The sequence below is a fragment of the Aquabacterium sp. genome (genome assembly GCF_050725395.1).
Lineage (GTDB): Bacteria > Pseudomonadota > Gammaproteobacteria > Burkholderiales > Burkholderiaceae_C > Aquabacterium.
This window is the reverse complement of the sequence record NZ_JBOHHL010000009.1, coordinates 116,030-135,722: the sequence shown is the minus strand read 5'-3', so window position 1 is coordinate 135,722 and position 19,693 is coordinate 116,030. Positions and strand designations below refer to the sequence as shown.

Sequence of the window (19,693 nt, the reverse complement as noted above, 5' to 3'; positions counted from 1 at the left end):
AGTCACGCATCAGCCATCAAACGGCGGGCGGTCATGGTGCAAGATGCGCCCCATGACCGCCCTTGACGCCGCTTCAAGCCCGCCACCTCCTCTGCGCCACGGGGCCGACCTGGCCACCACCCGCCGCATCGCCAGCCGCCTGCGGCTGATGATCCGCGGCAACCCCGAACCCAGCGCGCCAGAGTGGGACAAGCTTGGCTCGGCGCTGTGGCGCGGCGACCCCTTGGCCGATGACGTGGCCCGGTGGCTGCGCGAGGTCGGCATGAACATCGGCAGGCCCATGCTAGAGCGCGCCATCGAACACGGCCTGGACGCCGTGCCAGACGCGCCCGAAGCCCTGCGCTGCTTCATGCAGGCTGTCGAAGACACCCCCGACTGGCTCGACCCCGCCCAACTCGCGCGGGGCGCTCGCTTCATCCAGAGCACGGGCCAGCACGGCATGCTGGTGCTGCGCGACGCCGGCCTGATGGCCGGCTACCAGGCCTCGGCCATCAACAAGACCCTGGTGATGACCGGATCACTCCAACGCGGCGCGCAACGGCGCCTGGCCGAAACTTCGTCCTGGTGGATGGACTGCACCACCGACCACGGCATGGCCCGCCACAGCGCTGGCTTCAAGACCACCTTGCGCGTGCGCGCCATGCACGCCCTGGTGCGACAGAACCTGCTGAACCGACCCGACTGGGATTTGGCCGCCCACGGCCTGCCCATCAACCAGGTCGACATGCAGGCCACCTACCTGGGTTTCAGCGCGGTGCACCTCATTGCTTTACGCATCACCGGCGTGGTGGTCAGCCGGGCCGATGGCCTGGCGATGATGCACCTGTGGCGTTACATCGGCTGGCTGATGGGCGTGGAAGAAGAACTGCTGTCCGAGACCGAAATGCAGGGCCGCATCTCGCTGTACCAGAACGTGATCAGCCAGGCGCCGCCCGACGACAGCAGCGCCGCCCTGGGCCGCGCGCTGATGGACGAGCCCCTCAACCGCCACTACCCCTGGGGGGGCGCGCTGCGCGGCCGTTTCAACCGTGCGCGCCACCTCAGCATGCTGCGCCTGTTCGTGGGCCGCGAGGGCATGCAGCACCTGGGCCTGCCCCCGGCCCTGCCCTGGCACCCGGTGCTGACCACCCTGCCCCGCCTGCTCTGGACCGGGCTGCACCACGTGGTGCCCGGCGGCCAGGACCGGCTGGTCCGCGAAGGGCGGGCCAACCAGTTGCGCTACATGCCCATCGTCTTCGGCAAGCACCCGCCCGTGGTGGCCCAGCACGTTGCCCCCTAGAAGCGGGCACAATGCGCCCTCTGATCTTTTTTGTCTGCCTGTTTCCATGTCCTTGACGCCTCCTTCACCCGCGCCCGAATCAGCGCCCGCGCCAGCTGCCAACTCCGAGGCCATGACGCCGGCCGCCTGCGCCACGCAATTGCGGCAGCTGTTCCCGGCCCTGTTTGATGGTGCGCCCAAGCCCTTGAAACTGCGCATCCAGGCCGACATCCAGGAGCGCGCCCCCGGCGTGTTCACCAAGCAGGTGCTGTCGGCCTTCCTGCGCCGCCACACCGGCAGCCATGCCTACCTGGTGGCCTTGAGCAAGGCCACCCACCGCTACGACCTCGACGGCCAGCCCGGCGACGAGCTCAGCGAAGAGCACCGCAAGGTCGCCCAGGAAGAACTCGCCCGCCGCCGTGCCAACCACCAGGCCAAGGTCGAGCTGGAACACCAGCAGCGCCGCAACCGTGCCACGCTGCTGCGCGACTTCCAGACCACCACGCTGACGCCCGCGAATTTCTGCGCGCTCAAGGGCGTGCCGGTCGAGGAACTCGATCACCTGCTGGAGATCGCCCGGCAGGAAGCCCAGCAAGCGCCCCCACAAGCGCCGCAGGATCGCCGCCCACGTCCGCCACAACGGCGCCGCTGATCGACCCGCTGGGACATCTTGCCCACTGTCTGCCAGGGTGAAACCGAAGTAGATTGGGGCATGCGCCCTCCACTCTTCGCCGCCCTCATCCTGGCCATGGGCATCGCCGGCCCGCTGAAGGCGGCGCCCCGGGTCGAGAACAGCATCGCCCAGCGCGTGCAGGCCTGCACCGTGTGCCACGGCCCCCAGGGTCGTGCCGCGGCCGACGGCTACTACCCGCGCATCGCGGGCAAGCCGGCCGGCTACCTGTACAACCAGCTGCGCAATTTCCGCGATGGCCGCCGGCACTATGCCCTGATGGCCAACTTACTGGACCCGCTGTCCGACGCCTACCTGCGCGAGATCGCCCAGTATTTCGCCGCGCTGGACCTGCCCTACCCCGCACAACGGCCCTCGTCCACCGCCACGGCCGCCGAAATCCAGCACGGCCAGACCCTGGCGACCCAGGGGGATGCGCGACGCAAGATCCCGGCCTGTGTGCAATGCCACGGCGCTTCGCTGACGGGTGTTCAACCGGCCATCCCTGGCCTGCTGGGCGTGCCGCGCGATTACATCAATGCACAGCTGGGCTCCTGGAAAAACGGCAACCGCCAGGCCAAGGCGCCTGACTGCATGGCCAGCATCGCCCAGCGCCTGGAACCCGAGGACATCGCCGCCTTGGCGCAATGGATCTCGGCCCAGCCGGTGCCCGAACATGCCAAGGCCGGCGCCAGCCTGCCCGGCCCCTTGCCCATGCCCTGTGGCGGCGTGAACGGCCCGGAGGCCACGCCATGAAGCGCACCCTCGCCTGGATGCTGGTGACCGGCGCCCTGCTGGCCGCCGTCGTCCAGGCCCTGAACCTGCGCGGCGAGGACCCGGTCACGTCCGACCCTGGCCCCACGGCCGATGCCCAGCTCATCGCTCGCGGCGGCTACCTGGCACGCGTGGGCAATTGCATGGCCTGCCACACGGCCCGGGGTGGCGAGCCCTACGCGGGCGGACTGGGCATCCAGACACCGTTCGGCACCGTCTACACCTCCAACCTCACGCCCGACGTGAAGACCGGCCTGGGCGGCTGGTCGCCCTCGGCCTTCTGGCGCGCGCTGCACAACGGACGCTCTCGGGATGGGCGGCTGCTCTACCCCGCCTTTCCCTATCCCAATTACACCCACGTCACCCGCGCCGACTCGGACGCGATCTTCGCCTACCTGCAGAGCCTGCCCGCCGTGGCCCAGCCCAACCGTCCGCATGCGCTGCGCTTTCCTTACGATTCCACGCCGGCCCTGGCCGTCTGGCGCGCCCTGTTCTTCAAGCCTGGCGAGGTCGAAACCGATCCCCGGAAGTCGGCCGACTGGAACCGGGGCGCCTACCTGGTGCAGGGCCTGGGCCACTGCAACGCCTGCCACGCCAGCCGCAACGCCTTGGGGGCCACCAGCGGCACGCTCGACCTGAGCGGCGGCTTGATCCCCATGCGCAACTGGTACGCGCCTTCGCTCACCGCCGCGCACGAAGCTGGCGTGGCCGACTGGAGCCTGCCCGACATCGTCCTGCTGATGAAGAACGGCGTGTCCGCCAAAGGCACGGTGCTCGGGCCCATGGCCGAGGTGGTGGGCAACAGCACCCAGCACTGGTCGGACGCCGACCTGCTCGCCATGGCCACCTACCTGAAGGCCTTGCCCGCCGACACCCGGCCACGCGACCTCGCCAAGGTCGAGCCCCCCTTGCCCGATGCCTTGGGGGCGCGGCTCTACAAGCTGCACTGCGCGCAATGCCATGGCGATCAGGGCGAAGGCGTGGCCCAAACCTACCCGCCATTGGCCGGCAACCGCGCGGTGACGATGGATTCGCCCGCGAACCTGGTGCGCGTCGTGCTGGCGGGGGGCTTCGCGCCTTCGACCGCGGGCAACCCCCGCCCCTACGGCATGCCGCCCTTCGCCATGGTCTTCAACAACGAGGACACCGCTGCCGTGGTGTCCTACATCCGCAGCGCCTGGGGCAACCAGGGCAAGCCGGTGTCGTCGCTCGATGTCATCCAGTTGCGCAACGGCCTGCAGGACTGAGCCAGGCGGCCCATCAGGCCAGGCGGGTCTCGGCCTCGCGCACCACCTCGATGACGGCGTCCAGGGCGCGGCGCAACTGCTTCTTGCGGATGACCAAGGGGGGCGCCAGGCGAATGACCACGTCGTGCGTTTCCTTGGTGAGCACGCCGCGCTCTTTCAAGGCATCGACCAGGCACCGCGCGCCCAAGTCCGGGACGACTTCCACCCCCATCATCAGGCCCTGGCCACGGATGTCGCGCACCAGGGGGCTGCCTTGCAGGCCCTCGCGCAGGTGGGCCAAAGCCCAGTCACCCAAACGCGTGACCCGGGCGATGAGTTCGGGATCGCTCAACAGCCCCAGGGCCACCATGCTGACCTTGGCCGCGATGGCATTGCCGCCAAAGGTCGAGCCATGGTCGCCAGGACGAAGCACACCCAGGACCTCCGCCTGGCCCACCACTGCCGACACCGGGTACACGCCCCCGCCCAGCGCCTTGCCCAGGATCAGCAGGTCGGGCGCCAAATCGTCATGCTGAAAGCAGAACAGCCGGCCGGTCCGCGACAGGCCACACTGGATCTCGTCCACGATGAAGAGCACGCGGTGCTGCCGGCACAAGGCCCGGGCACGTTGCAGATAGCCCGGTGGCGGCAGCCGGATGCCGGCCTCGCCCTGGATGGGCTCGACGATGAAGGCCGCCGTGCGCGGGGTGATGGCCCGCGCCAGGGCGGCCTCATCGCCAAAGGGCACGATCTTGAAGCCGGGCGTGAAGGGGCCGAAGTTCTCGCGGTACTGCGCCTCGGTCGACAGACTCACCAGGGCCAGGGTGCGGCCATGGAAATTGCCTTCGCAACCGATGACCTCGACTTGGTCACGGGGGATGCCCTTGACCGTTTCGCCCCACTTGCGCGCCAGCTTCAAAGCCGTCTCCACCGCTTCGGCACCGGTGTTCATGGGCAAGGCCTTGTCCATGCCGGCCAGGCGGGTCAGTTGGTCTAGCCACAGGGGCAATTGGTCGTTGTAGAACGCGCGGCTGGTCACGTCCAGGGCTTTGGCCTGCCGCGCCAGGGCCTTCAGCACCTGGGGGTGGCCATGGCCCAGCGAAGCCGTCGAATAGGCACTCATCATGTCGACATAGCGCCGCCCGGCCACGTCCCAGAGGTGGACGCCCTTGGCGCGCTGCAACACCACCTCGATGGGACGGTAGTTGTGCGCGCCACGCGCCAGGTCCAGGTCGATGAGTTGCTGGCTCTTCGTGCTCACGGTGCTCTCCTGTCGTTGCAGGTTCTGTGCCCAGTGTCCCCGCTTTGGCTCGGAAATGGGCGCGGATCAGCACCCGAATAAGCCCTTTGTGTGCAGTCTTGGTCCGTAAACTGGGTCAATGATCTGCCTGCGCCGCCTTGCCCTGCCCGCCGCCACAGCCCTCCTGCTGGCGACGACCCTGTCCATGGCCTCGGCCGCCGAAGATGCCGCGCGGGTGATCGTGAAATTCAAGGCCGGCTCGACCCTCATGCGCGCGCAGGCGCAGTCCGCCACGCCGCACAACACGGCCCAGGCCTCGACGCTGGGCCAGCGCATCGGGCGGACCTTGCGCGATGGCCCGGGCCTGTCCAACCGCACCCAGGTGCTCCTGGCCGACAACATCAGTTCGGCGCAACTCGCCGCCAGGCTCGCCCAGGAAAGCGACATCGAATACGCCGTCGTGGACCAGCGCCGCCACCGCCTGGCCGCCCCCAACGACCCCCTGTATGGCGACAACCTCGCGGGCTTCACCCCGACGTCCGGCCAGTGGTACCTGCGGGCGCCCACCAGCACGGTCCTGTCGTCGATCGACGTGGAACCTGCCTGGTTCGTCACGCACGGGAGCGCCAGCGTGGTGGTGGCCGTGCTGGACACCGGCGTGCGCTACGACCACACGGAACTGCTGCCCGTGGGCTCGGGCGGCAACCTCCTGCCCGGCTACGACATGGTCACCAACGTGGGCATGGCCAACGATGGCAACGGCCGCGACGCCGACCCCACCGACCCGGGCGACTGGATCACCTACGCCGAAACGACCGGCAACGGCCAATTCGCCGGCTGCGGCCGCGATGGCAACAACAACCTGGCCGCCGAGAACAGCTCCTGGCATGGCACACAGACCGCTGGCGTGATCGGTGCCCTGACCCACAACGGCACCGGCATGGCCAGCGTGGGGCGCACGGTGCGGGTCCTGCCCGTGCGCGTGCTGGGCAAATGCGGCGGCTACGACTCCGACATCATGGCCGGCATGCTCTGGGCGGCCGGCATCGGTGTCTCGGGCACGCCCGCCAACCCCAACCCGGCCAAGGTCATCAATTTGAGCCTGGGCGGCACGGGGGCCTGTTCGCAGGCTTACCGCGACACACTGGCGCAATTGAGCACCCTGGGCGTGGTGGTGGTGGCCTCCGCCGGCAACGCGGGCGGTGCCGTCACCGTGCCCGCGAACTGCCCGGGCGTGATCGCCGTGGCGGGCCTGCGCCACGCGGGCACCAAGGTCGGCTATTCCGACCTGGGCTCGGACATTGGCATCAGCGCCCCGGCTGGCAACTGTGTCAACACCGGCGCTGGTCAGCCTTGCCTGTACCCCATCCTGACGACCAGCAACGCCGGCACGACCACGCCGGTCGCCAGCAGTTCGATCTACACCAACAGCTACTACACCTCGCTGGGCACCAGCTTCTCCGCGCCGCTGGTGGCGGGCACGGTGGGCCTCATGCTGTCGGTCGAGCCCACGCTCACCCCGGACGCGGTGCGCGCCATCTTGCAGGGCTCGGCCCGACCTTTCCCCAGTTCCGGCGCCGACAACGGCGATGGTGGCGCGACCACCGTGTCACGCTGCGTGGCCCCCACCTCGTCCGACCAGGGCCAGTGCTACTGCACCACCGCCACCTGCGGCGCCGGCATGCTGGATGCCGGGGCGGCCGTCTCGGCGGTCCAGGCGGGCCTGCAGGCCCAGATCGACTACCCCAGAACCGGCGCGGTGCCATCCCAGGCCCTGACCATCACCGGTGCCAGCTCCTGGGTCGCCACGGGCAAGCACATCGCCGCCTACCAATGGACCCTGGTGGATGGCGGCGGCATCGTGACACCACTCACCTCGTCCACGGCCAGCAGCATCACGGTCACGCCCAGCGCGCTCGGCCGCTTCACCGTCAGCCTCACCGTCACCGACAACCTGAGCAACACCTCCAGCACCTCGCAGACCATCGACGTGGTCACGCCAGTGGCCGCCACGACGTCATCGGGCGGTGGTGGTGGCGGCGGTGGTGGTGGCGCCATGGACGAGCTCACCCTGCTGGGCTTGCTGGCCGCCACGCTCGGCGGCATCACGGCGGCCAGGCGCCGACGCGCCTCGGCTCATCCGTCTAACTGAACCGACCGTCCGCGCCCATCATGGCGCGGTGTCCAGCGTCTGCATGCGCAATCCCATGGGTGGCACCTCTTCGGGATCGATGCGCACGTCCAGCAGGGTCGGTCCCTTGCGGCCCAGGATCTGGCCCATGTCCAAGGCACTGAAATCGTCGGGCGATCGGATCACATGGCCCGCGATGCCCATGGACTTCGCCATCAAGCTGAAGTCGACCTGTGGCAGCTCGAACGCCACCTGCTCCGCCCCCGCCAGCCGCTGACCATGCTTGACCATGCCCAGCGCCGCGTCGTTGAGCACCACGAAGATCACCGTCAACTGCTCCTGCGCCGCCACGGTGATTTCCTGGCCATTCATCAGGTAGCTGCCGTCGCCGGTGATGCACACCACGGGGTAGTCAGGATTGCCCCGCGCGATGCCCACGGCTGCGCCAATGGCCCAGCCCATCGGGGCGAAATCCATCAGCACGCGCAGCCAACCGGCGTGGTCCATGCGCCGCTCCCCGCGGCGAGACGGCGTGTGCATGGTGGGCGAATTGGCCGCGGGCATCGTCATGCCCGGTACCAGGCCCATGCGGCGGTTGCGCAACTCAAGGTAATGGATGGACCAGGCCGTGCTGTTGCCCGCGTCCGCGACAAAGCGCGTGGTGGGCGGAAAGCGGTTGGACAACTCGGTCATCAGGCGCTGCGGCTTGATGGGCGCGCTCATGTCCTCGCGCTTGTCAGGTGTGCGCACCACCACGTCGGCCACGTCGGTGTGCACGCGCGAAGGCTTCCACGGCAGGCCCAGCGAGGCTTGCTCGATGTGCATGATGTCCAGCAGGCGTTCGAACACCGACCGGATGCGGCCACGCACGTGCTGCTGCGCCATGGGCGAGCGCATCAGGTGCTCGTCGTTCGAATCGATGTGCACTAGGCTCTGGTTCAGCACGCTGGTGCTCCAGGCGCCGCTGGTCCACTCGCCCAGGCTCGTGCCGATGGCCAGGGTCAGCTCCACGTCATCGCTCAAGGCCCGTTGCGCCGATTCGTGCCCGGCAAAGCCGAACACACCGCAATACAAATAATGGTGCGGATTGATCAGTCCCTTGGCATCCGGCGTGGTGACGAAGCGCGAATCGGTCAGCTCGGCAAAATGCATGATCGCGTCGATTGCTTCGCCGCAACCTCCTCCGATGATCAGCACGGTCTTGCGGCTGCGCTGCACCGACTGGAACAGGGTGTGGATGGCGTCCTCGTCGATCAGCGAAGGCTTGACCAGCAGGCGCTTGAGGTGCTGCGGCGACAAACGCGGCTCGACCAGACCGCGCATCAGGTCCACGGGCACCGACAGGTGCACCGGGCCGTGAGGGGGTTGCGAAGCACGGATCAGCGCGCTCACCAACTTGTTTTCCAACTGGTCGGCGTGCGAGACCAAGGTGTTGTAACGCGTGCAGTGTTGCAGCATGCCCACGGTGTTCACCCCGGTGCAGGACGATTCCTGCAAGGCGCGTTTGCCGAACAAAGGCAGCGAGGGTTGACCCGTGATCGCCAACAAAGGAACACTGTTGTCAAAAGCACACGCGATGCCGGTCAGGAGGTTGGTCGCGCCAGGGCCGGATGTCGCGCAACACACCCCCAACTTGCCGGTTTCTCGGGCATAACCATCGGCCATGAACGCGGCACCCGCCTCGTGCCGTGCCAGCACATGCCGCGGCCCGCCGCGCCGCCCACTGACCGCCAACGCGTTGTACAGCGGCTCGATGGCGCCACCGGGCACGCCGAAGACATATTCCACGCCCAGGGCTTCAAGGTAAGCCACGATGAGGCTGGCCGCGTCGACAGAGGGGGACGGCTCCGCCAGAGATAAAACTGCTGATAAGGTCACGATGAGGGTCCCAATCACGCCAACCGGCAGTCCAACCACTGAAAGCGGCGGCGTGTAACAAAATGATACGCACACAGACGCACACCGTCATCCCCCTCGTCGCGGGTCCTCCCCGAGATAAGTGGCAGCGATATCCATCACACGGTCGCCGCTGACCGCGAAACACTGGGTAAGCTATCGCATCTCCGATTCTGGTCGTATGGAGGACATCAGTTTTGCTTGCATGCCGTGCGTTTTGGGTGGCTGTGCGTTGGGTGGCATTGGCAGTCATGGTGTGGCAATTGCCCTTGGCAAACGCCGCTTCAGATGAAGCCGTGCGCGCCATCGCGGTCATCTACCCCGACATCGGCGAGCCCTACCGCAGTGTGTTCTCCACCATCATCGGGGGCATCGAGGACCAGACCAAGAGCCGCGTTGCCAGCTTTCCCGTGGGGGCCAATGCGAGCGTCCAGGACATTTCCAGCGAGCTGAAGCGCCGGGACATCCGCGCCGTCATCGCCCTGGGCCGCAACGGCCTGAAGGTGGCCTCGGCCCTGGACCGCAACCTGGGTGTCGTCGCTGGCGGCGTGCTGTCGGTGCCCGAGGCCGACGCGCAAAACCTGTCCGTGCACAGCCTGGCGCCCGACCCGGCCCTGCTCTTCGCCAGGCTCAAGACCCTCCTGCCATCGGCCCGGCGCGTGATCGTCGTCTACGATCCACGGCAAAATGCCTGGCTGATCAAGCTGGCGCGTGAAGCCGCCAAGGCCCAGGGCCTTGAACTGCAGGCCTATGAGGCGGACGACCTCAAATCCGCCACCCGCCAGTACCAGGAAACCCTCGGTTCAGCCGACCCCAAGCGCGATGTGCTGTGGTTGCCACAGGACTCCACCACGGTCGACGACACGGCGGTGCTGCCGCTGGTGTTGCAAGAGTCGTGGAACCGCAACCTCGCGGTCTTTTCCAGCAGTGCGGCCCACGTCAAGCGTGGTGCGCTGTTCTCGCTGTACCCCAACAACGTCGAACTCGGCAAGGCACTGGCCGGTTGGGCGATGGGGTATGTCTCTTCCGGCACCGCGATCCGTGGTGTGCGGCCCTTGAAGGAAGTGCTGATGGCGGTGAACACCCGCACCGCGAACCATTTGGGCATCAACCTGAATGCACTGCAGCAGCGCTTTGACATGGTCTTCCCGGAGCCCTGACATATGAACAGTCACACTCAACCATTGTTCATTGAGCGCCGACTTTCGGGCTTTTTGCGGCAACTGACTTTCCAGCGCCAACTCAGCATCGCCGTCATCATCGGCGTGATCTGCATGGCCCTGTTTTCGTCCATCGGCAGTTCCTGGCAGGGCAGCCGCCAGATCCGCGACACCCTGATGCGCCAGAGCATGAGCATCGCCACCAGCCTGGCCTCGCAAAGCACGCTGGCCCTGCTTTACGCCTCGCCCGAGAACGCCAACGACGCGGTCAGTGCCACCCTGGCCTACCCCGACGTCCTGCGCGTGGAAATCCGCACCAGCGATGGCGGCGTGCTGCTGTCCAAGGGCAAGGCCGGCCGCGAAGCGCCCCTCAAGGCCCTGCCTTCGCCGCCACCTCGCGAGGCTTACCTGGAAGCCGAAACCGAAGACACCTGGCAATTCGTGGCACCGGTGTGGACCAAGCCCGCGGCCTCACCCTTCGATGTGGAGCCGCCACCCACCGAGTTCCTCGGGCAGGTGCGCCTGGTGCACAGCAAAGCCACGCTGACCCGCATGATGGCCAACATCTTCTTCGTCAACCTGGCCAGCTCGTTTTTCTTCGCCGCGCTCTTCCTCATCGCCATCCGCTTCCTGGCCACCCGGATCACGCGCCCCCTGAACAGCCTGTCCAAGGCCATGGTCCGCACCGAACGCGGCGAGGCCAATGTGCGCGCCGATGTGGACGGCCCCCAGGACATCCAGGCCATGGCCCAGGCCTTCAACCGCATGAGTTCGGTGCTGCAGGAACGCGGCGAGGAAGTGCAGCGCCACCGCGAGCACCTGGAAGACCTGGTGCGCGACCGCACCGCCGAACTGCGCACGGCCAAGGAACGCGCCGAGATCGCCAACGACGCCAAGAGCGCCTTCCTGGCCCGCATGAGCCACGAGCTGCGCACCCCGCTCAACGCCATCATGGGCTACGCGCAGATCCTCAAGATGGACAAGGCCCTGACCGAGCGCCAGGTCATGGGCCTCAACACCATCCACAGCAGTGGGGAACACCTGCTGCTGCTCATCATCGACATCCTGGACCTGTCGCGCATCGAAGCCGGCAAAACCGAGCTGTACCCCAGCACCGTCCATCCCCAGTCCTTCCTGAGCGGGCTGGTCGACATCATCCGCATCAAGGCCGAGGAAAAAGCACTGCGCTTCGACTTCGAATACGCGGCGGACCTGCCGGCCGCGGTGGAGGTGGATGAAAAGCGCCTGCGGCAGGTGCTGCTCAACCTGCTGAGCAACGCCGTGAAGTTCACCGAATCGGGCCAGGTGCGCCTGGGCGTGACCAAGGTGGGCCACGACCTCCGGGCCCGGGAGATCCGCCTGCGCTTCGAAGTCCAGGACACGGGCACCGGCATCAAGACGAATGAACTGGAGCGCATCTTCGAACCCTTCGAGCAGGCGGGGGATTCCCGCAGCCGTTCGGGCGGCACCGGCCTGGGCCTGGCCATCAGCCGGCAGCTGGTGCGCCTGATGGGCGGGGAAGTCCAAGTCACCAGCCAGGATGGCGTCGGCAGCCTGTTCTGGTTCGAATTGAACCTGCCCTGGGTCGAGCCGCGCCCGGATGGCGAATCGTCGTCGCCACCGGTCACGGGTTACCGTGGCGCGCGGCGCAAGGTGCTCATCGCCGATGACGTGCCCGCCAACCGCACCATGCTGATCGACCTGCTCCGCCCCCTGGGCTTCGACACCCTGGAAGCCAACAATGGCCAGTCCGCCCTCGAACAGGTGCAGACCGCCGCGCCCGACCTGATCCTGATGGACGTGTCCATGCCCGTGATGGACGGCCTGGAAGCCATCCGGCAACTGCGCGGCTCCGAGGCCACGCGCGCCCTGCCCATCATCGCGCTGTCGGCCAATGCTTCGAACGCGGACCGCGCCCAAGCCTTGCAGGCGGGCGCCAACGGCTTCATGACGAAGCCCTTCGAACGGGCCATCCTGCTCGCGCAGTTGAGCGCCCACCTGACCCTGAACTGGGTCAACGACGGGTCGACATCGTCGCCCTCCGATCAGAACCGATGACTGGCCTGAACGTAGAACGAACGGCCGGGCAAAGGGAAGTCGAAGGGCAGTGAAATGTAGGGCTGCCCCGGCGACATGTCGTAGGGCGTGGGCTCTTGGGCATCGGCATCGAAGAGGTTGCGCACCGACACCGCCATGTCCCAGCCTTTGGCCGCGCGGTCCGTGCGCAAGGTCAGGTCCAGGGTGGCGTAGCCCTTCAAGCTGGACCGTGGATCGCCAAACTCGCGGGGACGCTCGCTCACCCAGTTGACCTGGGGGTCCACCGACCAGCCTGGCGAGAAGCGCCAATGGCCCCGCGCATAGGCATGGTGCCGTGGCGCGTTGGCGGCGGCCCGCCCCGTGGCTTCATCGACCGAGCGCTGGTAGCTGTAATTGCCCGACAGGCGCAGGTCCTGGGCCACATCCCAGGTGGCCTCGAATTCCAGGCCATTGCCCTGTTGCTCACCGTTGTTCTGGTACACGAAATTGACCAGGCGGATGATGTCGCTCATCTCATGGTGGAAGACGTTGATGCCCAACTGCAAGCGGGTCAGGGGCTGCCATGAGACGGCCGCCTCCAGGGTCCGCATTTTTTCGGGACGCAGGCTGGGGTTGCCCGTCACCACCGGGTTGTTGATGGCGTACAACTCGGACATGGACGGCGCGCGAAAAGCGCTGCCATACAGCAACTTGGCGGTGACGTTGTAGGCGGCATCCCAGACCAGTGCCAGGCGCGGGTTGGTGGTATCTCCAAAATCGGAATACTGGTCATGGCGCAGGCCGGCCGTCAGCGTCCAGTCCTTGAGCAGGCTCCATTCGTCCTGCCCGTAGATGTAGCGCTTGGTCCGGCCCTGCGGCCGCATGAAAGGCTCCGTCGCCGACACATCGATGACGTCGGCGATCGATCCGTTGCCGATGCGCGTGAAATTCGAATTGAAGTTCTTGGTCTCGCGCGTCTTGTAGACCTCCTCGCGCTCGACGCCCAAGCCCAGGCGCAGGCGGTGCAGCTTGAAGCCGGTGTAGGTGGTCGAGGCCCCCAGGCGTTCGTGCCGCTCCCATTTCGCAGGGTTGCCGATCACGCCATCGGCGAAAGCCCCCGTGCCGAAGGCATTGCTGCCCGCCGGGAACAGGGTGATGTCGGTCAACTCCGTGTAGTGCATGAAGCTGCCCTGCACGTTCAGGGCCCAGTCCGGGGCGATCTGGCGGTTGTCGTAGGTGAGGTCCGAGGTGATGGTCTGGCTGTAGATCTGGCCATTCGGGTCGAGCGCCGAGGCCACCCCCGTGCCGGTGCCAACGTCATCGCGCTCCTTGTAGGCCACGCGGAAACGCCACTGGTCCAGGCTCAGGTCCAGCGCACCATCGACCGAATCACGGGCGTTGTTGATCCGCCCTGGCGCCTTGGAGGCCTGGGTGCCACGCACCGCGTCCGACCCGGTCTGGGCATCGGCCTGGACGGTGCGGCGCTGGCCCTCCGTGCTGCCCATGCGAAGGTGGCCCGCCACGTCCAGCGCGCCCCACTTGCCGCCATGCAGCACCCAGGCATCGCCCGTCTTGAACGAGCCCCCGCGCGCGCCCACCTCGGTCCCCTGGATGTCGTCGGCGGTCTTGGTGATGACGTTGATCACCCCCGAGAAGGCATCGGCGCCGTACAAGGCGGAGCCCGGACCGCGGATCACCTCGACACGCGCGATGTTCTCGACCGGCATGCCGGCCCACCCCGCGCCACGGTTGCCCGTGAACACCGTGGTCATGGGCACGCCGTTGATCAGCATCAGAACCTGCGGGTTGAAGCCCAGGTTGATGCCTCGGATGACGTAAACCGGCGCGAAGCCCTGGGTCTCGCGTGCGACGTGCAGGCCGGGCACGGTTTCCAGCACTTCGTCCAGGTCGGTCGCGCCGATGGAGGCGATGTCTTGCGAGGTGATCACCGTGGCCATGGCGGGCGCGCGGCTGACCGGCAGGCTGGAGCCCGTGGCGATGCTGACGAAAGACTTGTCGCCATAAGCCAAGGCCAGCTCTTCTTCATCGCTGGGGAGTTGGGCATGGGCCTGTGCCACCAGGCCCAAGGCGGCACAAGCCAGGACCACCCGGTGTGCCGCCACCGCGATCGCCGAAAGACCGAAACTGGGATGCGTGCTGGATGTCATGTGATGGCCGAGTTCAAAATGGGCCTGCACGGTGACCCAGTTGAAACAGGACAGCGCAATATATAACGGCGACAGGACGCTTCGTGGCCGATGCACTGCCCCCTCGCCTAAAATGACCGAGGGATGACCAGGCTTGCAAAGTTGGCGCGGCCATGACACGAGGTATGAGATGACGCGGGGACCAGCCGAAGACGACGATCGAACCATCATCTCCACCTCCTTTGGTGACAGTGACCTGCCCCAGTTCGTCTCCAGTTCATCCTTGTTCAACCACACGCTGCCCGATGGCACGCGGCTGGGCGAGTTCGAGGTCCGGGGCCTGATCGGCGAGGGCGGCTTCGGCATCGTCTACCTGGCCTACGACGAATCCCTGCAACGCCAGGTCGCGCTCAAGGAGTACATGCCCTCTTCGCTGGCCGCGCGTTCCAACACCACGGCCACCGTCTCGGTCAAATCCGACCGTCACCGCGAAACTTTCCAGGCCGGCTTGAAAAGCTTCATCAACGAAGCCCGCCTGCTGGCCCAGTTCGACCACCCCTCCCTGGTCAAGGTCTACCGCTTCTGGGAAGGCCACGGCACCGCCTACATGGTCATGCCGTATTACGAGGGCCCGACCCTCAAGCGTGCCCTGGCCGACCTGGGCCGCCCCTCCACCGAAGCCGAGATCAAGACCTGGCTGCACCCTTTGCTCAATGCCCTCGAGGTGATGCACAGCGCGCATTGCTTCCACCGCGACATCGCCCCCGACAACATCCTGCTGACCGCCAGTGGCCCGCTGCTGCTGGATTTCGGCGCCGCGCGGCGCGTGATCGGCGACATGACGCACGCATTGACCGTGGTGCTCAAACCCGGCTATGCCCCGATCGAGCAATACGGTGAGGAATCGTCATCGATGCCGCAGGGCGCCTGGACGGACCTGTATGCCATGGCCTGCGTGGTTTACTACGCCGTCACCGGCAAGGCACCCATGTCCTCGGTCGACCGCCTGATGGCCGACAAGCTGCGCCCCCTGAGCGACATCGCCGCCGGACGCTACAGCGCGACTTTTCTCAAAGCGATGGACGCCTGCCTGTCGGTGAGGCCCCACGAGCGGCCTCAAAGCGTCGGCGAACTGCGGGCCATGCTGGAGGTGGCGCCTGCGCCAACCGCCGTCGCTGCGCCGACGCCCGAGGCGCCCCCGGCCGCGGTCCGCGCACTTGAGGCCACCGCGCAGCCAGCGCCCCGGACCGAGCGCCCGGCGTCCAGCGCGACTGCGACCTTCACTCCCAAGGCCGATGCGGCCGAATCACCGGCCACCCAGCGTGCAGCGTCATCGGGTCGAGGCTTGGGCATGGCCTTGGCCGCGGGCATCATCCTGATCGCCCTGGCCGGGCTGGCCTGGTTCACCAAGGGCCGCACGCCCGAAACCGCCATCACGACGCCAGCAGCCTCGTCGCCCACATTGAACACCGCCGAGTCCACGCCCACGGCCTCCATGCCCTCTTCGGTGGCAGAGCCGGCCTCAACGGCGGCCCCAACGCCCAGCCCCGCGCCATCGGAAAGCGAGCCTTCCGCCAAGGTGCGCGCCCCCATCCAGCCAAGCCCGGTTCCAGCGCCACCGAAGGCCCGCCAAGAACCGGCCGCCCTCCCCCAAAAGATGCCCTCCGCATCCCGGCGTGACTCGGCGGTGCAGGTCCGCTGCGGTGATATTCTTCAAAAAGCCTCCCTGGAAACCCTCAGCCCGGAGGAAACCGATTTTCTGAAGAAGGAGTGCCGATGAAGTCCGCCATTCACGTTCTGCCCCGGGCATGGCTGGCCAGCCTGGCGGTCCTGGTCACCCTGTGGCTGACCGGGTGCGCCGCTCCCCAAGCCACGTCCGCGAGCCGCGAGTTGCCTTTCGAACAGGCCGTGGCCGCCGCCACCGATGGCCTGGTCTCGCAAACGCAAACCCTGCCGGCCTTCCTGGCCAAGGTCGAATCCAAACTGGCCAAGCGTGGCGTGGTGGTCGATCCCTTCCTGGACAGCAGCACCGGCCAGCAGACCAACGCCACCCGGCTGTTTGAAAAGCGCGTCACCGACCGCCTGAGCAGCAACTTCGAGCACTTCGACCTGCTGCCCTTCCAGGCCGCCAACCTCGGCAAGGCCCAGTACCTGCTGACCGGCACCATGACGCGGGCCCAGGCCGACCACGCCAAAAACACCTTCAAGCTGAACCTGGCGCTGACCGAACTGCGCAGCGGCAAGGTCGTGGCCCAGGCCTCCGCGCAGGCCCAGGGCGCCGGGCTCGACAACAACCCCCTGCCCTATTACCGCGACAGCCCCGTGCTGGTGAAAGACCAGGTGCTGGAGGGCTACATCCGCTCGACTGCCACGCCCCCGGGCCAGAAGGCCGATGCCTTCTACATGGACCGCATTGCCGCCGCCACGCTGATCAACGAGGCCACCAACCTCTACAACTCCGAGCGCTACCAGGAGGCCCTGGGCCAGTACCGCAGCGCCTTGGCCACGCCGGCTGGCGAACAACTGCGCGTGCTCAACGGCATCTACCTGGCCAACGTCAAGCTGGGCCGCACCGCCGAGGCCGAAACCGCCTTCGGCAAGGTCGTGGCCATGGGCATCGCCTACAACGAACTGGGCGTGAAGTTCCTGTTCAACCCGGGCAGCACCGAGTTCTGGTCGGACCAGCGCATCAGCGGGGCCTATGGCATGTGGCTGCGCCAGATCGCCAAGGAAAGCACGGCGGCCAAGGTCTGCATGGACATCATCGGGCACACCAGCCGCACAGGGTCCGAGCAGTCCAACGATTCACTCTCGCTGCAACGCGCCGCCTACGTCAAGCAACGCCTGACCGGCGAAGCCAGCAACCTGGGCCCACGCACCAAGGCCACGGGCATGGGTTTCCGCCAGAACATCGTGGGCAGCGGCTCGGACAACGCCGTGGATGCCCTCGACCGCCGCGTGGAGTTCAAGATCGTCGCGTGCAACTGAGCCGCCGCCTCATCACTTCATCGGCTTGGGAGCCGGTGGTGCACTCAAGGTCTTGGCGCTGATCGGCTTCAGGTCGCCACAATTGGCGCCCAGCCAGGTCGAGGTGTTGGTCATGTTCATGGTCTTGGACTCGCCCTTCACCGTCATGATGGTGGCCACCTTGACGGTGTAGCTCTCAGGGCTGTTGAAGACGGCCTCGCCATCGGTCTCCGCCTTGGGGTCACTGCAGCTTGAATGCCAGGTCCAGCGGCCGCTGTTGCGGGTCTTGATCTCGGTCTTGCAATTCTGGGCGCCGTTCTTCTGGCCCAGCCATTGGTTCTGGTCCAGCGATTCCTTGCTCAGGCAGAGCTTGATGTCGCCACCACCACCGCTCATGTCCACGCCCTTCTGCTTCATCATGGCCTCCATCTGCTTGCGCACCTCGGGCGGCAGGTTGTTCATCTGGGCCGTCATGGGCGGGGCCTTCACGCCATCGACAGCGCGCTCGCTGTGAACCTGCCACAGGCCGGGCTTGATGGGTGGCGCTTCGTCGGCATGCACCGCCGCGCTGAAGGCCGAAACACAAAGCAGGACCAGCCCGCCGTGGATGATTGAGCGCATGGGTTTCTCCAGTGGATGAGGCGGGCTTCCGCGGCTGTGATGGGGGAACGCCATGATCATGGCATGGCTTCAAGAAAGGCCAGGCAAGGTGTTGCCCGGTCAAAGGCCGAACAGTGCCCGCGTGATGTCCGCCGCCGAGGCTTCTCGGCAAGCGCTGGCGTTCTGGCCGGACCACAGGGGCGAGAAATCGCCACGGCCCAGGCTTTCCGCCTTGGCGCGCAAGGGGGCGATGGCCGCGGTGGCCAGTGGAAACTCGGGCACCTCCTGGCCGCCCATGGGCCCCAGCGAGGTCATCAAGCGGTTGACGATGCCACGCGCGGGTCGGCCCGAGAAAAGATTGGTCAAAGCGGTGTGCCGGGCTGCCTCGCTTTGAAGCGCCGCCCGGTGGACGCGAGAGGTGGTGGCTTCGTGCGCCGTGAGGTACACCGTGCCGAGCTGAACGCCCGAAGCTCCCAGGGCCAACGCCGCCGCCACGCCCTGCGCATCGGCAATGCCACCCGAGGCCACCACCGGCACCTTGACCGCCCCCACCACCTGCGGCAGCAAGGCGAAGGTGCCCATCTGCAAGGACAGGTCGTGCGACAGGAAATGGCCACGGTGCCCACCGGCCTCCAGGCCTTGGGCAATCACGATGTCCGCACCATGGGCCTCCAGCCAGCGCGCCTCGTCTACCGTGGTGGCGGACGACAGCACCTTGGCACCCCATTGCTTGACCCGCGCCAGCAAGGCGGCGGAAGGCAGGCCGAAGTGGAAGCTGACCACGGGGGGCTTGAATTCCTCGAGCACATCGGCCGCTTCGGCGCTGAATGGCAAGCGACCAGGGCCTGCGCTGACGCCCGCCGGGTCCACCGCCAGCTCCTGGTAGAACGGGGCCAAGGCCGATTGCCACGCGGACTGGCGCCGAGCATCGGGCGTGGGGGTGTCGTGGCAAAAGAAGTTGACGTTGTAAGGCCGGTCCGTGCCGGCCTTGATGCGTCCCAGTTCGGCACGCAGATCGGGCAGGCTCAACATCGCGGCGGGCAAGGAGCCCAAGCCCCCGGCCTGGGCCACCGCCAAAGCCAGCAGGCTGCCCTGGGATCCCGCCATGGGCGCCTGGATGATGGGCAATTCAATGCCCAGACATGCCGACAGGTTCAAATGGGGGTCAGTGCGAAGCCACGGGTTGTTGCCATTGGTTGATGGCGAACTTCAGGGCTTCTTCACGCGACATGAACAACTGCGCGAACATGCACTTGGCCGGCCGGTCGCCCCGGGCCTGGCCTTCGCTGATGGCCAAGCCGGCCTTCCACTGACCATCGCCCAGAGACTCGGCGATGGGGATGGCGAGGTACTCGCCCACTGAAAATGCAGGTGCTGCATGCATGTCCAACTCCTTAGATGTGCGAGTACTCAGACGGTGCCGCGAAACGGGACTGGCCAGCCAAGGCCAGTTCGGTTTCCACGATTTCATCGGCGATACGGTCGATCTGATTGCTGTCCCACACGTTGGCCGCGTAGGCTTTTTCAAGATCGTCCCGCAAGCGCTGGTACTTGCTGTTCAGGTCTGCGTATCCCATCGGAAAACTCCCAGTTTGAGTTCTGCTGTGG

16 protein-coding genes are annotated in these 19,693 nt (G+C 66.8%); 9 read left to right on the top strand and 7 right to left on the bottom strand.

Annotation, left to right across the window (positions count from 1 at the left end; translation table 11 throughout):
• Positions 1–52: 52 nt before the first annotated feature.
• Genes ACREB4_RS08405 through ACREB4_RS08390 form a run of 4 tightly spaced genes read left to right on the top strand, consistent with a single transcriptional unit; the run spans position 53 to position 3,949 of the window.
• Complete coding sequence (locus ACREB4_RS08405) at positions 53–1,279, top strand: oxygenase MpaB family protein (protein WP_431587765.1); 1,227 nt, start codon at positions 53–55, stop codon at positions 1,277–1,279.
• Positions 1,280–1,325: 46 nt separating this feature from the next.
• On the top strand, positions 1,326–1,910 hold the full coding sequence (locus ACREB4_RS08400) for a ProQ/FINO family protein (RefSeq protein ID WP_431587764.1): 585 nt from the start codon (positions 1,326–1,328) through the stop codon (positions 1,908–1,910).
• A 60-nt stretch (positions 1,911–1,970) separates the two neighbouring features.
• The gene (locus tag ACREB4_RS08395) at positions 1,971–2,684 is read left to right on the top strand and encodes a c-type cytochrome (protein ID WP_431587763.1); all 714 of its coding nucleotides are present in this window, start codon (positions 1,971–1,973) and stop codon (positions 2,682–2,684) included.
• The gene (locus ACREB4_RS08390; RefSeq protein WP_431587762.1) at positions 2,681–3,949 is read left to right on the top strand and encodes a c-type cytochrome; all 1,269 of its coding nucleotides are present in this window, start codon (positions 2,681–2,683) and stop codon (positions 3,947–3,949) included. The genes ACREB4_RS08395 and ACREB4_RS08390 overlap by 4 nt, the downstream gene beginning before the upstream one ends.
• A gap of 13 nt (positions 3,950–3,962) precedes the next feature.
• On the opposite strand, the gene rocD is transcribed toward ACREB4_RS08390, so the two are convergent.
• Positions 3,963–5,189 carry an ornithine--oxo-acid transaminase gene (gene rocD, locus ACREB4_RS08385; RefSeq protein ID WP_431587761.1) on the bottom strand — a complete coding sequence of 409 codons (1,227 nt, stop codon included), beginning with the start codon at positions 5,187–5,189 and terminating at the stop codon, positions 3,963–3,965.
• A 118-nt stretch (positions 5,190–5,307) separates the two neighbouring features.
• Here rocD and ACREB4_RS08380 point away from each other — a divergent pair, with 118 nt between their 5' ends.
• Positions 5,308–7,320, top strand: a complete 2,013-nt coding sequence (locus tag ACREB4_RS08380; RefSeq protein WP_431587760.1) for a S8 family serine peptidase — start codon at positions 5,308–5,310, stop codon at positions 7,318–7,320.
• An 18-nt stretch (positions 7,321–7,338) separates the two neighbouring features.
• On the opposite strand, the gene ACREB4_RS08375 is transcribed toward ACREB4_RS08380, so the two are convergent.
• A complete protein-coding gene (locus tag ACREB4_RS08375) occupies positions 7,339–9,177 on the bottom strand; it encodes a thiamine pyrophosphate-binding protein (RefSeq protein ID WP_431587759.1) in 1,839 nt (612 codons plus the stop codon).
• Positions 9,178–9,458: 281 nt separating this feature from the next.
• Between ACREB4_RS08375 and ACREB4_RS08370 the strand changes: the two genes are divergently transcribed.
• On the top strand, positions 9,459–10,355 hold the full coding sequence (locus ACREB4_RS08370; protein WP_431587758.1) for an ABC transporter substrate-binding protein: 897 nt from the start codon (positions 9,459–9,461) through the stop codon (positions 10,353–10,355).
• A gap of 3 nt (positions 10,356–10,358) precedes the next feature.
• Complete coding sequence (locus ACREB4_RS08365; protein ID WP_431587757.1) at positions 10,359–12,413, top strand: ATP-binding protein; 2,055 nt, start codon at positions 10,359–10,361, stop codon at positions 12,411–12,413.
• On the opposite strand, the gene ACREB4_RS08360 is transcribed toward ACREB4_RS08365, so the two are convergent.
• Positions 12,401–14,539, bottom strand: a complete 2,139-nt coding sequence (locus ACREB4_RS08360) for a TonB-dependent receptor plug domain-containing protein (protein WP_431587756.1) — start codon at positions 14,537–14,539, stop codon at positions 12,401–12,403. The two genes, ACREB4_RS08365 and ACREB4_RS08360, sit on opposite strands and share 13 nt — an antisense overlap.
• Before the next feature lie 169 nt (positions 14,540–14,708).
• On the opposite strand from ACREB4_RS08360, the gene ACREB4_RS08355 reads away from it, so the two are divergent.
• Positions 14,709–16,298 carry a serine/threonine protein kinase gene (locus tag ACREB4_RS08355; RefSeq protein WP_431587755.1) on the top strand — a complete coding sequence of 530 codons (1,590 nt, stop codon included), beginning with the start codon at positions 14,709–14,711 and terminating at the stop codon, positions 16,296–16,298.
• On the top strand, positions 16,295–17,506 hold the full coding sequence (locus ACREB4_RS08350; RefSeq protein ID WP_431587754.1) for an OmpA family protein: 1,212 nt from the start codon (positions 16,295–16,297) through the stop codon (positions 17,504–17,506). Before ACREB4_RS08355 ends, ACREB4_RS08350 begins: the two co-directional genes overlap by 4 nt.
• Before the next feature lie 12 nt (positions 17,507–17,518).
• Here ACREB4_RS08350 and ACREB4_RS08345 read toward each other — a convergent pair whose 3' ends face one another.
• The 4 genes from ACREB4_RS08345 to ACREB4_RS08330 all read right to left on the bottom strand — a co-directional run bounded on the left by ACREB4_RS08345 (position 17,519) and on the right by ACREB4_RS08330 (position 19,662).
• Positions 17,519–18,106, bottom strand: coding sequence for a DUF3617 domain-containing protein (locus ACREB4_RS08345; RefSeq protein ID WP_431587753.1), 588 nt, complete (start codon positions 18,104–18,106; stop codon positions 17,519–17,521).
• Between the two features lie 99 nt (positions 18,107–18,205).
• Entirely contained in the window at positions 18,206–19,243 is a 1,038-nt protein-coding gene (locus tag ACREB4_RS08340; protein WP_431587752.1) for an NAD(P)H-dependent flavin oxidoreductase, read from the bottom strand.
• Between the two features lie 7 nt (positions 19,244–19,250).
• Positions 19,251–19,469, bottom strand: coding sequence for a hypothetical protein (locus ACREB4_RS08335; protein WP_431587751.1), 219 nt, complete (start codon positions 19,467–19,469; stop codon positions 19,251–19,253).
• A gap of 10 nt (positions 19,470–19,479) precedes the next feature.
• Positions 19,480–19,662: a hypothetical protein gene (locus ACREB4_RS08330; RefSeq protein ID WP_431587750.1), complete on the bottom strand. Its 183-nt coding sequence runs from the start codon at positions 19,660–19,662 to the stop codon at positions 19,480–19,482.
• Between the last annotated feature and the right edge of the window lie 31 nt (positions 19,663–19,693).